This is a genomic window from Mucilaginibacter sp. SG564 (assembly GCF_013149275.1).
Taxonomy (GTDB): domain Bacteria; phylum Bacteroidota; class Bacteroidia; order Sphingobacteriales; family Sphingobacteriaceae; genus Mucilaginibacter.
In genome coordinates this window covers 421,933-435,206 of sequence record NZ_JABGNA010000003.1, presented here as the reverse complement: position 1 = coordinate 435,206, position 13,274 = coordinate 421,933, and the positions used below count along the sequence as shown (strand labels likewise).

Annotated in this window: 13 protein-coding genes; 5 read left to right on the top strand and 8 right to left on the bottom strand. The window is 43.1% G+C overall.

The annotated features are described in order from the left end of the window. Window positions 1-126: 126 nt before the first annotated feature. Window positions 127-462, top strand: coding sequence for a DUF3276 family protein (locus FHW89_RS09370; RefSeq protein ID WP_076377769.1), 336 nt, complete (start codon window positions 127-129; stop codon window positions 460-462). Between the two features lie 162 nt (window positions 463-624). Here FHW89_RS09370 and sucC read toward each other — a convergent pair whose 3' ends face one another. Continuing rightward, entirely contained in the window at window positions 625-1,911 is a 1,287-nt protein-coding gene (sucC, locus tag FHW89_RS09365) for an ADP-forming succinate--CoA ligase subunit beta (protein WP_256367775.1), read from the bottom strand. Window positions 1,912-2,055: 144 nt separating this feature from the next. On the opposite strand from sucC, the gene FHW89_RS09360 reads away from it, so the two are divergent. The 4 genes from FHW89_RS09360 (at window position 2,056) to FHW89_RS09345 (ending at window position 5,360) form a co-directional block, all read left to right on the top strand. Then, window positions 2,056-2,721 carry an ABC transporter ATP-binding protein gene (locus FHW89_RS09360; RefSeq protein WP_172334763.1) on the top strand — a complete coding sequence of 222 codons (666 nt, stop codon included), beginning with the start codon at window positions 2,056-2,058 and terminating at the stop codon, window positions 2,719-2,721. Window positions 2,722-2,725: 4 nt separating this feature from the next. Beyond that, window positions 2,726-3,022, top strand: coding sequence for a hypothetical protein (locus FHW89_RS09355; protein ID WP_172334762.1), 297 nt, complete (start codon window positions 2,726-2,728; stop codon window positions 3,020-3,022). Between the two features lie 104 nt (window positions 3,023-3,126). Continuing rightward, window positions 3,127-3,735 (top strand): HAD family hydrolase, encoded by a 609-nt coding sequence (locus FHW89_RS09350; RefSeq protein WP_172334761.1) that lies wholly within the window; start codon window positions 3,127-3,129, stop codon window positions 3,733-3,735. Between the two features lie 56 nt (window positions 3,736-3,791). Further along, window positions 3,792-5,360: a S41 family peptidase gene (locus FHW89_RS09345; RefSeq protein ID WP_172334760.1), complete on the top strand. Its 1,569-nt coding sequence runs from the start codon at window positions 3,792-3,794 to the stop codon at window positions 5,358-5,360. Between the two features lie 9 nt (window positions 5,361-5,369). On the opposite strand, the gene smc is transcribed toward FHW89_RS09345, so the two are convergent. The 7 genes from smc to FHW89_RS09310 all read right to left on the bottom strand — a co-directional run bounded on the left by smc (window position 5,370) and on the right by FHW89_RS09310 (window position 13,090). Next, window positions 5,370-8,912, bottom strand: coding sequence for a chromosome segregation protein SMC (smc, locus tag FHW89_RS09340; RefSeq protein WP_172334759.1), 3,543 nt, complete (start codon window positions 8,910-8,912; stop codon window positions 5,370-5,372). Then, window positions 8,913-9,335: a hypothetical protein gene (locus FHW89_RS09335; protein ID WP_172334758.1), complete on the bottom strand. Its 423-nt coding sequence runs from the start codon at window positions 9,333-9,335 to the stop codon at window positions 8,913-8,915. A 106-nt stretch (window positions 9,336-9,441) separates the two neighbouring features. Then, entirely contained in the window at window positions 9,442-10,233 is a 792-nt protein-coding gene (locus FHW89_RS09330) for a PhzF family phenazine biosynthesis protein (protein ID WP_172334757.1), read from the bottom strand. 120 nt (window positions 10,234-10,353) lie between these two features. Continuing rightward, entirely contained in the window at window positions 10,354-11,019 is a 666-nt protein-coding gene (locus tag FHW89_RS09325) for an ATP-binding cassette domain-containing protein (RefSeq protein ID WP_172334756.1), read from the bottom strand. After that, window positions 10,994-11,326 carry a hypothetical protein gene (locus tag FHW89_RS09320; protein WP_172334755.1) on the bottom strand — a complete coding sequence of 111 codons (333 nt, stop codon included), beginning with the start codon at window positions 11,324-11,326 and terminating at the stop codon, window positions 10,994-10,996. Before FHW89_RS09320 ends, FHW89_RS09325 begins: the two co-directional genes overlap by 26 nt. A 22-nt stretch (window positions 11,327-11,348) precedes the next feature. After that, the gene (gene nfi, locus FHW89_RS09315) at window positions 11,349-12,053 is read right to left on the bottom strand and encodes a deoxyribonuclease V (RefSeq protein ID WP_172334754.1); all 705 of its coding nucleotides are present in this window, start codon (window positions 12,051-12,053) and stop codon (window positions 11,349-11,351) included. A 176-nt stretch (window positions 12,054-12,229) separates the two neighbouring features. Next, window positions 12,230-13,090, bottom strand: a complete 861-nt coding sequence (locus FHW89_RS09310; RefSeq protein WP_090466905.1) for an RNA polymerase sigma factor RpoD/SigA — start codon at window positions 13,088-13,090, stop codon at window positions 12,230-12,232. Window positions 13,091-13,274: the final 184 nt, after the last annotated feature.

Below are 13,274 nucleotides of genomic sequence, written 5' to 3'. Positions count from 1 at the left end.
TTTGCGCAAACACAATAAAATGACAGAAATGTTTCAAAAAGTTCAATAAAATTGAATAAAATACTTGCGCTTTCAAATTTTGATTTATATTTATGCCAACCAAAACTAATTACAGGTATATTCATTATGGGAGATTTTGACAATAGAGAGCGTGAAGAGGTTTTTTCAAAGAAGGTGAGAGCCGGGAAGAGGACTTATTTTTTTGATGTGAAAGCAACCCGTTCAAACGATTATTATGTTACAATAACTGAAAGCAAAAAGCGTTTGGAAGACGGTGTGTTTATTAAACACAAAATATTTTTGTACAAAGAAGACTTCGAAAAATTTGCTGAAGGTTTAAAAGAAACCGTTGAGTATATCAAAGCAAACCAGGAAGTAGTTGAAAAACGTTACGAATACAGCGAAGGCTCTGAAGTGGCCAAAGCTGCCGGTGCCGACGATGATTTTTCATTCGACATATAGAACAGAACAAAACTAAATTAATACTATAAAGAAAACCTGCTTTTACCAGAAGCAGGTTTTCTTGTTTATGTCATTTTTTGTCAAAGTTTATTGTAGTCAAACGGGCATAAAAAAAGCGACAGGTAAAACCCATCGCTTTTTTATATTAAATACCAGCTTTAATTACAAAGCCAATACTTCTTTTACTCTTTCGGCAGCTTCTTTTAACAGGATAGCCGAGAATACTTTCAAGCCTGAGTTATCGATCAGTTCTTTGGCTTCGGCAGCGTTGGTGCCTTGCAAACGAACGATGATAGGTACAGGGATGTTGCCAATTTCTTTATAAGCGTCAATAACACCTTGCGCCACACGGTCGCAACGTACTATACCGCCAAAAATATTGATCAGGATAGCTTTTACGTTTGGATCGCTCAGGATGATGTTAAAACCAGCTTTAACAGTTTGCGCGTTTGCGGTACCACCTACGTCCAAAAAGTTAGCGGGCTCGCCACCGGCCAGTTTAATGATATCCATGGTAGCCATGGCTAAACCGGCACCGTTAACCATACAACCCACGTTACCATCAAGTTTTACATAGTTAAGGTTTGATTTACCGGCTTCAACCTCGGTTGGATCTTCTTCATCGGTATCACGCATAGCGGCGTAATCCGGGTGACGGTATAACGCGTTATCATCCAGGTTTACTTTAGCGTCAACCGCTAAAATTTTATTGTCGGATGTTTTTAATACCGGGTTAATTTCAAATTGCGAAGAATCGGTAGCATCATAAGCTTTGTATAAAGCGGTAATGAATTTTACCATATCTTTAAAAGCATCGCCGCTAACACCCAGGTTAAAGGCAATTTTACGTGCCTGGAATGGTTGCAAACCAACTTTAGGGTCAATTTCTTCTTTAAATATTAATTCGGGGGTTGAGTGTGCAACTTCCTCAATGTCCATACCACCTTCGGTGCTGTACATGATGATGTTACGGCCACGGGCGCGATCAAGCAGTACGCTCATGTAAAACTCTTTTGTTTCACTTTCGCCCGGGTAGTAAACATCCTGTGCTACTAAAACCTTTTTTACTTTTTTACCTTCTGGTCCGGTTTGCGGAGTAACCAGTTGCATACCTATAATGTTACCGGCAATCTCTTTAACCTGATCGTGATTTTTGGCCAGCTTTACGCCACCACCTTTTCCACGGCCACCGGCATGTATTTGTGCTTTTATAACTACCCAGTCAGACCCAAAGTCTTCCTTCATTTTTTGCGCAGCCGCAACAGCCTCTTCAGGATTGTCGGCAACAATGCCTTCCTGAACTCTAACGCCAAAGCTCTTTAATATAGCTTTACCCTGATATTCGTGAATATTCATGTTTTTTGAAGAATTTGCGGTAAATCTACAATTTTGTTTCAAAGGTTCATGCCCAAAATGGAGTTTATTTACCCTTGTTGCTTTTATTAACATTGTGTTTACAATAGGGGGAAGTATCAAGTAGTTAGTATCAAGTATCACGACCGTTTTCTGTATGCAGATTATAGGATTTAGACTCCATTGTAAAAAATCTTGATACTTGATACTAACTACTTGATACTAATTTTACATTTGTAAATGCTTAAAGCTACATCTATCCATAAATCATACGGGCAGCTGCAAATATTAAAAGGGGTTGACCTGGATGTACAGCAGGGGGAAATTGTAACCATTGTTGGCGCATCCGGCGCGGGTAAAAGCTCCTTACTTAATATATTGGGTACGCTGGACAGGCCCGATTCTGGTCAGTTGTTTATCAATAATATCGAGTTGAGCAAGTTAAGCAACCGGCAGCTGAGCGATTTTCGTAACCGTAAAATTGGCTTTATTTTTCAGTTTCATCATTTACTGGCCGAGTTTACAGCTGTTGAAAATGTGTGTATCCCCGCGTTTATAGCAGGTACAGCCCGCGCTGAGGCCGAAAAAAGAGCCACAGAACTACTGGAACGCCTGGGCTTGGCCGATAGGGTGAACCATAAACCTAATGAACTATCAGGCGGCGAGCAGCAAAGGGTAGCCGTGGCACGTGCGCTCATCAATAGCCCGGCTTTGATATTTGCCGATGAACCATCGGGCAACCTCGATTCGGTGAACGCGCTGGAACTGCACGAATTGTTTATCAAGCTGCGTAAAGATTTCAATCAAACCTTTGTGATCGTTACGCATAATGAGGATCTGGCCAATTTGTCTGATCGTACCATATTAATGAAAGATGGTTTAATTGCCGAACAACCTTTAGCCTAAGATTGTGAGTATACTGATAACCGCGGCCAATTCTGCACCGGCCTATAAACTGAAAAACCTGCTGAATAGTGATGATGTAATTATGGGCGATCACATGGATCTGCCCGATTTTATGCTGAAACCCGGTAAGCTCATCCGTTTGCCCGATCCAAAATCGGCAAGTTATACGCATGAAATGCTTACCTTATGCCTGGATATGGGGGTGGAAACGCTTTACCTGTTTCGGCAATTGGAAATTGATCTGTTGATGAAAGCCGAAACATTGTTTAATGAATACAATATAAAGATACTGGTGGAGTAGCCCCCTCTAAATCTCCCCCAAAAGGGGAAACATCAAAAAAATATTTTGAAGCCCTCTCCTTTGTAGAGGGTTGGGGTGAGGTTGACCAATGAACTAATGAACCAATGAACTATAGGGACATCGACGGGCGCAAGAGCGCTTTTATTTTTGAATTGGATAACGTACTGTATCCCGAAAAAGATTATTTATACCAGGTTTATTACCTGTTTGCCAATTTATTGGAATATACCGAATTAGTTGACGCGAAACAGACAACCGATATCATGGTTGATGCGTATACAACTATAGGCAAGGACGCGGTTTTTAATCAAGTAGCCGAAGCTTTCCCCATTGCTGAAAAATATAGGGATAAATTTGAAAACCTGCTGATCACCGCCAAGCTGCCATTGAAGTTGTTGCTGTATCAGAATATGCTGACGCTGATGCAGGAAATTGTTGTTGATCGTAAAAAGCTGTTCATTGTAACCAATGGAAACATTGAACAGCAGGTAAATAAAATTAAACAAACAGAGTGGCACGGGTTGGAAAAATACCTGGCCTGCTATTTTGCCGAAGAAACGGCCCCAAAACCCGAACCTGATGTTTTGCACCTGCTTATGCAAGACCATAGTTTACAAAGAAGGGATATTATCATGATAGAAAATTCTGAAGTGGACAGGATATGTGCCGAAGCCGTAGGAATAGACTATATTAATATCGACAAATTTTTATAAGCCAGCGTAACATAGTTGGTTATATGGCGTTAAGCATTTAAATAAACTGATCCTATATGAAAAAATTATTTTACCCAATACTTTTTTCCTGCGCAATTGTTGTTTCGGCTTGTAAAAAAAGTAGCCCGAACAACGGACCTAATAATACCGATGCTACTAAACTCCAGCTCACCCAGGACTCCATTTACATGATAGCCCAGGAGGATTATTACTGGAATAATTCATTGCCCTCCTATAATGATTTTAATCCGAGGAAGTATACCAGGCAGAGCACGGATCTGCTTAATTATAGTGACGAGATTGATCATTATACCCAATTATCAGCAAACCCGGCAGATCATAACCTGCCTTATGAGTATGATCCGTTTAACCCTGGCAGCTCCAAATATTCATTTATTGATGATGGTACCATTAATGGTGAGTTAAATGCTGTAAAAGGCGATTTTGGTTTCAATTACTTTTATACTTACGCCAACGTAATCAGGGTAAGCCTGGTTTATCCGGGCTCGCCAGCGGCTTCAGCTGGTTTGCAACGAAGCGATCAGATTATCGGGATCAATGGTCAAACTGGTAATAGTATTTACATTACCAATCTTAAAGACCCGGCTAATGATGCAGGCTACAAATTTGTAAGTAACGCGGTGAATAACGGCAGTACAATAACGCTTCAGATCCGTAAGGCAAATGGTACCGAAAAAACGGTTACCATAAACGCCAAAAGTTATACAGTTAACCCGGTTGTTTATACCAATACTTACGCCCTTAAAGGGGGTAAAACAGCGGGCTATATGGTGTTTAACAGTTTTGTGACTTTGGACAAAAATCCAGATGTACAGGCCAGGCTTGATTCTGTTTTTAATGCTTTTGCCAGTAAAAATGTGACCGACCTGATTGTTGATCTGCGTTATAACGGCGGGGGTGATGTGGATATGAGTATTTACCTCACCAATCTTATAGCGCCGTCAAGCGCAACCGGCAGCGTAATGAATACCACTTATTGGACAGCCAACATGCAAAATGATAAATATCCTATCATACAGAAAAAACTGGGTCCTTTCCCTACCGGGTATTTTAAGCCAACTAACGCCGCGCAAATAGAAAAGTTTGCAAAAAAAGGACCTTTAAATATCAATCGCGTTTTCTTTCTGGTAACGGGTAATACGGCATCGGCCAGTGAGCTTACCATCAATAACCTGCGACCTAAAATGAATGTTCAGTTAGTTGGTGACACCACTTTTGGTAAACCGGTTGGTTTTTTGTCAGATCTTAAAGTTAATGGCTATTATTTTTATACACCTGAGTTTGAAACAAAAAATTCAAACAACGAAGGCGGTTATTATACCGGTATGCCACCTGTTGGCAGCTTATCAGGCGGTGGAACATTTCAGGGTAAGCGGATATTAGAAAATATTCAGAATGATTTTGGCGACACCAATGAAACTTTATTAGCCCAGGCCATAGGTTATATCGAAAACGGAGCTTATCCGGCAAGTACAACCTTAAAGGTTCAGGGCTTATCAACCAATGCTATAACCATGAGCGATTACCAGCGAAGGGTGCTTGCTGTGAAGGCACAGCCGCTCCTTAAAAGCTCCATGTTCCTGACGTTAAAAGGAAAGAAATAAATACTGAATTTAATCAGCAAGTTCCCGCAGATCCACGGGAACAACGCGCGAGATACCTTGTTCAACCATAGTCACCCCGTAAATTACATCGGTGCTGGCTATGGTTCTTTTGTTATGGGATACGATGATGAACTGCGAATCTTTGGAGAATGTACGGATAATGTTATTGAACTTGTCAATATTAGTATCATCCAGCGGTGCGTCAACCTCATCAAAAATACAGAAGGGGGCTGGCTTCAACAGGTAAAGTGAGAACAGGATGGCTGTAGCGGTCAATGTTTTTTCACCACCTGATAGCTGGTTGATAGACAATGGGCGTTTGCCCTTTGGCTTGGCAATAATATCGATGTCTGATTCCAGTGGATGATCAGGGTCTGTCAGCACCAGATCGCAGGAATCCTCTTCATTAAACAACGAACGGAATACTTTAATAAAGTTTTCGCGCACCATGATAAAGGCCGTCATGAACTTCTCTTTGGCGGTATCATCAATCTCCTGTATAGTGGCCAGTAAAGAGGCCTTAGCTTCGCTCAGATCCTTCTTTTGTGCCTGGATGAAGGTATAGCGCTCATTCATTTCGTTATAAGCCTCTACCGCCATAGGGTTAATGGCGCCGAAATCATCCAGCTGGCGTTTCAGTTTTTCAGCCTTTTCGCGCAGGTCATGCTCGCTTTCGTCAACCGGGGTTTCGGTTTCAGGCAGTTCTTCAATATCGATATTAAACTCTACAGAAAGGCGCTCTTTCAGGGCGTTCAGTTCCAGTTTAAGGTTGTTGCGTTCCTCGCGCAGTTCGTTCTCTATAACCTCGCTGTTATCTTTTTTGCGGCGCAGGGCGGTTATTTCGTTCTCGTTTTCGGTGATGACGCCGCGCCATTGGTAGTATTCCTGTTCGGCTTGTTGAGTGGCTTTTTCCAGTGCCTCCTTTTGCTCATACATTTCCAGCAGACCCTCGTCAGAGTTATCGGCCTGTTTCAGGTTTTCCTGTATGGCTATTTTTACATTTTCAAATTCAGCACTGTTTTGCTTGATACGGCTTTCAAGGCTTTCCTGCTGGGTATCGCGGTAATCCAGATCTTTTACCAGGCCCGATACCTTATTTTGCTGTTGATGGAAACGGATATTCTCCTGGTTATAAGCGTTTGACTGTACCGAAACATACTCGTTCAGCTCGTTAAACGCCGCCTGTTTTTCAACAAGCAGGTCGTTTTGAATTTGCTTTTGCGTTTTCAGCTCGGCTAACAGGGGGTGCAGGTTTTGCATCTCCTCTGTAATAGTGGCTATTTTGCGGGCGATATCTTCCTTACGGTTCAGACTGTTTTCAATGAAGGTTTGGTATTGTTCCTGCCGGGTTTTAACCGTAATGAGCTCCGTATTTAAACGGTTGATGATCATTTGCTGCTCATTCAGCTCAGCGGTTTTGGTGGATGCTTTGAGAGCTGCCAGTTTGCTTTGCAGGTCATCCACGCGGGTTTTTAAGCCGTTCACCTGGTTCTCGATCCCTTTGATCTCCTTGGCCAGGTTCTCGAGGTTTTTGGCCCTGCCTATCCTTTTACCTTCAAACAAACCTACCGAACCACCGGCCATGGTATATTTTGATTTGTTGAACTTGCCGCTTTTACCGATCAATACCACGCCCTCGGGTAATTGCGCGTTGTTGATCTGCTGGTCTTTATCGTCGTCAACTAGGTACACATTTTTTAATAAATGGTTACACAGGTTGGTATAACGCTTATCCACCTCGATCACTTTGAGCGCCGATACTGCGCCGGCGTTTTCAAACGCGGGTTCGGTTGGCTTGGTTTCGCTGTAATTTTCCAGGATAAAGAAATGCGCCCTTCCTCTTGACGCGGTGCTGAGTAAATTGATGGCCTTTATAGCCTCGTCATAGCTCTCCACCACATAATGGTTCATCAGGGGTTCCAGATAGTTTTCAATGGCTACACGGAACTCCTCGCGGCAAAACAACACATCGCTGAACAGCGGCGCGTTTTTGGCCCAGTCGGTATTTTTTTTCAAAAATCGGATCGACTCCGGGAAACCTTCCAGGTTGTCGACCATACTTTTGGTGAGGTTGTATTCGTTTTGCTTGGCGTCGAGCTTACGACTCTCCTTAATAATGGTATCCTTTATCTCGGTAAGCTCGGTATCAGTTGCCGCGATTTGTTCTTTAAGCTTATTTTCTGCCTCTAAAGATGCCTGATATTCATCATCCAGCGTTTCCTTGCGGGTTTGCAGTTCGGCAACCACCTGGTTAAAGTGCGAAAGTTCCACCTCCTTATTGGTGGTGTCCTCCATGTTACGCTGGCTTTCCTGTTCCAGGGCCTGTTGCTGAATCTGCAAAATATCAATATCCTTTTCGGCTTTGTAAGCCTGGTTTTGTAACCGGGTATTGATATTGGTAAGCTCGTTAAGTTCGTTGCGGGCTTCGGTTTGCTGCTGCCGCAGTTCATCAACCGCTTCTTTCAGGTCGGTTACTTTGCTTTGTATGGCTTGTAGGTTTTCATCTTCAATAGCTTTTTCCTCGCTCAGGCGCTTGATGTTGTACAGTACGTGGTTTAGCTGGTTTTTATCGCGTTCCAGTTCTTCACTTAAACGGGCTTCCTTATCCTGCTGAAATTTGAGCTGCTCGTTCTTGATCTTTTTCTCGCTTTCATAAGCACGGATCTTGGATACAAACTCATTGGTGGTCTTTTGCTGAACCGACAGGTTTTTTTCTTTGGTGATGCTATCCAGCTTTTGTTGCTGCAGAGCGGCCTCCAAAGTATCTATCTGGGCAACAATACCGCCTTTTTCGGCTTTTTGCTGTTGCTCCTGGTCTTCAATTTTCTTTAACGACTCGCTGAACGATACAATGCGGAACGAAGCCAACATAATGCTGAGCGTTTTATACTGCTCCTTGATGCGGTAGTAGCGTTCGGTTTTTTTAGCCTGGTTCTCCAGCGTTTTCAAGTTCTTCTCGATCTCGAATAACAGATCCTCCACACGTTCCAGATCGGCCTCGGTATCTTTAAGCTTACTAAAAGTTTGCTTTTTACGAAGCTTGTATTTGGATATGCCCGATGCTTCTTCAAACAGGTTACGGCGCGAGCCTTCCTTATTGGTAATGATCTCGTCGATCATCCGCAGCTCGATGATGGAGTAGGAGTCGGACCCGATGCCTGTATCCAGGAAAAGATCTGTAATATCTTTGAGGCGGCACTGAACATCATTCAGACGGTATTCGCTTTCGCCGGTGCGGTATAGCTTGCGGGTTAAGGTAACCTGCGAATAATCAGTAGGCAGTACGTTCTTGGTATTATCAAAAGTGAGGGAAACCTCGGCCAGATTGGCGGATTTGCGACTCTTGGTTCCGTTAAAAATAACGTTGTCCATCTTCTCGGACCGGAGCATCCGGGTGCTTTGTTCGCCTAAAACCCAGCGTATCGAGTCGACCACATTTGATTTTCCGCAGCCATTTGGCCCCACAATAGCAGTTACACCCTCATTAAAATTAATGGTGATCTTATCTCCAAAACTTTTAAAGCCCTTGATTTCTAAGCGGGTAAGCTGCATTTATATTATTGTGTCCGTATAAAAGATCGAACCTTCAAAGTAATCATAAAAAAATGATTTTATTAAACTTTTTTTGAGGGATATAGACCGAAAGTCAGAAAGACGGAAAGTCTGGAAGTTTGGGTGGGAGCGTGGCGCATATCCGCTCTTGGCCGCGGGAGGGCCAGTTACTTTTGTCGCCACAAAAGTAACCAAAAAGGCTGTCAGCAGAAATGCTTCTGTGCGCTCATGGCCTTTGCCCTGCAAACCTGGCAGAACCACGGGCTGCTTAATTTTGCCGCTACCTCGTTCGCTCATATCCCCGCTTAAGGCAAAATTGCTAATGCCCTTACAGCTGCACAGGCCACCATTGTTCTGCCCGCTTTCGTCCGAAGCCGTTCTGCTGACGGGGGAGAAGAAAAAGATATTTAAAAACGTTGTCATTCTGAGGAACGAAGAATCTAATGTGCAACAGGCATGACTATAAATAGATCCTTCGTTTCTCAGGATGACAAACAATATTTAAACGATATGAAGTTTTCTTAATGAACTAATGAACAACGCTTATCTCTCCTTTTAAGTAAGTCATCGCTTTGCCGCTCATTTGTACGCGGTCGCCTTTGAGTTCGCACCATAGCTCGCCGCGGCGGGCCGAGATCTGGTAGGCGTGCAGGGTATTTTTGCCCAGCACTTTTGCCCAGTAAGGTATCAGGTTGCAATGTGCCGAACCGGTTACCGGATCTTCGGGAATGCCAGCGCCGGGGGCAAAAAAGCGCGATACAAAATCGGAGTTATCACCGCGGGCGGTTACAATTACCCCAACGGTATCCATTTTGGAGAGTGCAAAAAAATCGGGGGTAATGTCTTTGATATCCTGTTCGCTTTCATAAACCAGGAAGTAATCTCGTGAGCGTAAAAAGGCAACAGGTTGCTTATCGCCCAGGGCTTCGGCCAGTCCCATGGGTTGTTCGATAGGGATTGGTGGCCTCGAAGGGAAATCCATGGTATATTTGTCGCCATCTTTTTTTACGATCAATGTACCTGCTTTTACCGTTTCAAAATGAAGGGTGTCACCTGCGAACCCCAGTTCGGTAAACAGTATATGTGCCGATGCCAGGGTAGCATGACCGCAAAGATCAATCTCATATTCGGGGGTAAACCAACGTAGTTTGTAACCGGTAGTCGTTTTTACAAAAAAAGCGGTTTCGGCCAGGTTATTTTCGATGGCTATTTTTTGCATCACATCATCGGGCAGCCATTTGGTAAGCGGACAAATAGCCGCGGGATTACCGCCAAATAACTTATCGGTAAACGCGTCGGCCTGGTATATGGGGATGGTCATAAAAAAATGTTCTGGTGAAGCTAAATTACTTTTTTATTATGTGAATATTAAATCACATCAACATAACGGAATATCGGCAATTATATTCGATTCCCAGATGATTATTTTATGACTGAAACATCAATCTAAGTGACTCACATAGCCCCAGGTAATCAGATCATCCTTGCTTTTAACATGTTTGGTGCTGCCCTCGCTGATGAGGATGATCCTATCGCTTATATCGATAATGTTGCGGTACTGGTGATCTGTAATGATAAAACCTTTGTGCCTTGCGCATCTTTTGATGATGGGTTTAAACAGTTCGGCCTGTATGGGTGAGATGTGTGTGAAAGGTTCGTCGAGCAGGATAAAATCGGCCTTGTTGTAAATGATCATCAAGGTTTCCAGTTGGCGGAGTTCGCCGCCTGAGAGCTGACCTACTGTTTTATTAAAATGGCCTTTATAGATATCCAGGCTGCTGAATTCGTCCCAGAAAATCGGGTCGATAAAATTTTTGGCCAATTTTGTTATCGGAATGCCGTGTGGCAGGTAATTATGCTGAGGCAGATAGGCTATCCGGGTTTGATGATAACCTTTGGCTATGTACTGGCCGTTAATACTTACATGTTTAAAGCCAGGCGTTAAAATACCGAATATGATACGTAGCAATGACGATTTTCCGCAACCATTGCGGCCCAACAAGCCCACGATCTCCCCCTGCTTACAGTCGAGGTAAATATCCTGCAGGATTTTTCGACCATCAAATTCGAGCTGTATGCTGTCAACCTTTAAGATAGAGGCCTGCATATAATATGATTTTAGTTATGGTGATCAATGATATACAGATAGAAAGATCAATAGCGAAAGCGCTCACGAACATACGCCTCATGCCATAGCCCGCATTGCGGAAATAAAAGTAATTCTCCTTGGCCGAAAAAAAATAATGAAGGGCTACGGCGCATGTGAACCCAATTACCTTGGCAAACACAAAGATTCCGGCATTTAGAGAGGCCGCATTGAAAAGCAAAAGAAATAGCGCCAATATAGTAAATGCTATATTATACAGCAGGAGCAAGCGGTAAAACTGGAAAGTAATAATGCTTAAACGTTTCAATGCGATAATAGATAGGTAACAGCTAATCAAACAGATTAATCTGCCGATTATTGTTGTCGCCGTCGTCAACGCGTATTTTATTTACCAGGAGGTGTGCCTGGCGGGTTGGTTCGGGGATGCGGTAACCGCGGATGCAGTTTTTGATGATCTCCACACTCTGCTTCATGCTTAGCCGGTGGCCGGGCGAAATATAAATGGGGTTACAATTGGTTTTGCTGCGCAGCGCGATGCCGATGACTTCGCCTTTATCATACATGAGGCTTTGATCAAATGGATTGTTGCCGGGTTCGTCATAACGCCCGGTAAGGCGACTTTTAGCGCTGCCTATGGATGGTGTATTGGTTATCAATCCAAAATGTGTGGCGATGCCAGTTCGACGCTCATGAGCAATGCCTTGGCCATCTAAAACCATTATATCGGGTTTTATGGGCAGTTTGTTCCATGCATCCAATAAAGCGGGTACTTCGCGAAAAGCCAGCAGGCCCGAGATATAAGGGAATTTAGTTTTGCTGATAGCTGTTGCTGTGCCTATAACTTTCAATTCGGGGTAGTTGAACAGTACAATACCGGCATATACCACATCCGAGTATTTATTGAACGAGATGTCGGCCCCACTTATGGTTTGGATAGGTTTATTCAGCGGTGTAAGGTCTATCTGCCTGCGTAGCTCATGCTGGTAGGCGATGGCCTGGGCTGCTGTAAGGTTTTCATACTGGGAGGGTTGCATGGGTTTAAAACGCAGAAGGATCTTGGTTTGTTTGATGTAAAATGGAGACACAAATATGTGTCTCTACAGGAAGAAATGTGTTGTAGAGACGCATATTTGTGTCTCCTGATAAAGAGGCAAAACAAAAAAGCCACCAGTATTACTGATGGCTTTTCAATATGATCGGGGTTTATAGATTAACCCAGGTATGATTTTAATATTTTGCTTCTGGAAGTGTGGCGTAAACGTTGTAGTGCCTTATCCTTAATTTGGCGTACACGTTCACGGGTAAGATTAAACTTCTCGCCTATTTCCTCCAATGAAAGCGGATGGTTGGTTCCCAGGCCGAAGAACAATACGATGATCTCACGTTCGCGTTCGGTTAAGGTCGATAGTGACCGTTTGATCTCTTCTGATAATGATTCGTTGATCAGGATGGAGTCGGTGTTGGGTTCCTGGTTTTCGAGTACATCAAGCAGGGTGTTTTCCTCGCCCTGTACAAACGGCGCATCCATAGATACATGTCTGCCTGAATTACTCAGCGTATCAGAGATCTTATCTACAGTAGTTTCCAGTATATCGGCCAGTTCTTCCGGTGAAGGCTCACGCTCGTATTCCTGCTCCAGTTTGGAGAACGCTTTACTAATCTTACTTAATGAACCTACCTGGTTTAATGGTAAACGCACAATACGTGATTGCTCGGCAATTGCCTGCAGGATTGATTGACGGATCCACCATACCGCGTAGGAGATGAATTTAAAACCTTTGGTTTCGTCAAAACGTTTGGCGGCTTTGATCAAACCGAGGTTACCTTCGTTAATGAGATCGCCCAGCGTTAAACCCTGATTTTGATATTGTTTAGCAACAGACACCACAAAGCGTAAATTGGTTTTGGTTAACCGTTCCAAAGCGGCCTGGTCGCCCTCGCGTATTTTTTGAGCTAATATTACTTCTTCTTCGGCAGTTATCAGATCAACTTTACCAATCTCGTGAAGATATTTGTCCAGCGATTGTGACTCGCGATTGGTAATGGATTGCGTTATTTTGAGTTGTCTCATTTATTTAATAAACCTTCGGTACTTTCTATTTAGTACAGAACGTGCAAAGTTATAAAATTGTTCTAAAAAAATATAATTGCAAATTGTATTTTGAAAAAAAACGCGTCGTTAATTGCTTTTATAAGTAATTGACTATGAGTGGTTAGCTATTGCAATGTTAACAAATTGTTCATTTTTGTATTAT

What these genes read in the sequence shown, in the direction of transcription:
- FHW89_RS09325 (WP_172334756.1), bottom strand. Translation starts at nt 11,019, where the DNA reads ATGCAGGCCTCTATCTTAAAGGTTGACAGCATACAGCTCGAATTTGAT.
- nfi (WP_172334754.1), bottom strand. Translation starts at nt 12,053, where the DNA reads ATGCAACCCTCCCAGTATGAAAACCTTACAGCAGCCCAGGCCATCGCC.
- smc (WP_172334759.1), bottom strand. Translation starts at nt 8,912, where the DNA reads ATGCAGCTTACCCGCTTAGAAATCAAGGGCTTTAAAAGTTTTGGAGAT.
- FHW89_RS09370 (WP_076377769.1), top strand. Translation starts at nt 127, where the DNA reads ATGGGAGATTTTGACAATAGAGAGCGTGAAGAGGTTTTTTCAAAGAAG.
- FHW89_RS09360 (WP_172334763.1), top strand. Translation starts at nt 2,056, where the DNA reads ATGCTTAAAGCTACATCTATCCATAAATCATACGGGCAGCTGCAAATA.
- FHW89_RS09310 (WP_090466905.1), bottom strand. Translation starts at nt 13,090, where the DNA reads ATGAGACAACTCAAAATAACGCAATCCATTACCAATCGCGAGTCACAA.
- FHW89_RS09335 (WP_172334758.1), bottom strand. Translation starts at nt 9,335, where the DNA reads ATGACAACGTTTTTAAATATCTTTTTCTTCTCCCCCGTCAGCAGAACG.
- FHW89_RS09330 (WP_172334757.1), bottom strand. Translation starts at nt 10,233, where the DNA reads ATGACCATCCCCATATACCAGGCCGACGCGTTTACCGATAAGTTATTT.
- FHW89_RS09350 (WP_172334761.1), top strand. Translation starts at nt 3,127, where the DNA reads ATGAACTATAGGGACATCGACGGGCGCAAGAGCGCTTTTATTTTTGAA.
- sucC (WP_256367775.1), bottom strand. Translation starts at nt 1,911, where the DNA reads ATGTTAATAAAAGCAACAAGGGTAAATAAACTCCATTTTGGGCATGAA.
- FHW89_RS09345 (WP_172334760.1), top strand. Translation starts at nt 3,792, where the DNA reads ATGAAAAAATTATTTTACCCAATACTTTTTTCCTGCGCAATTGTTGTT.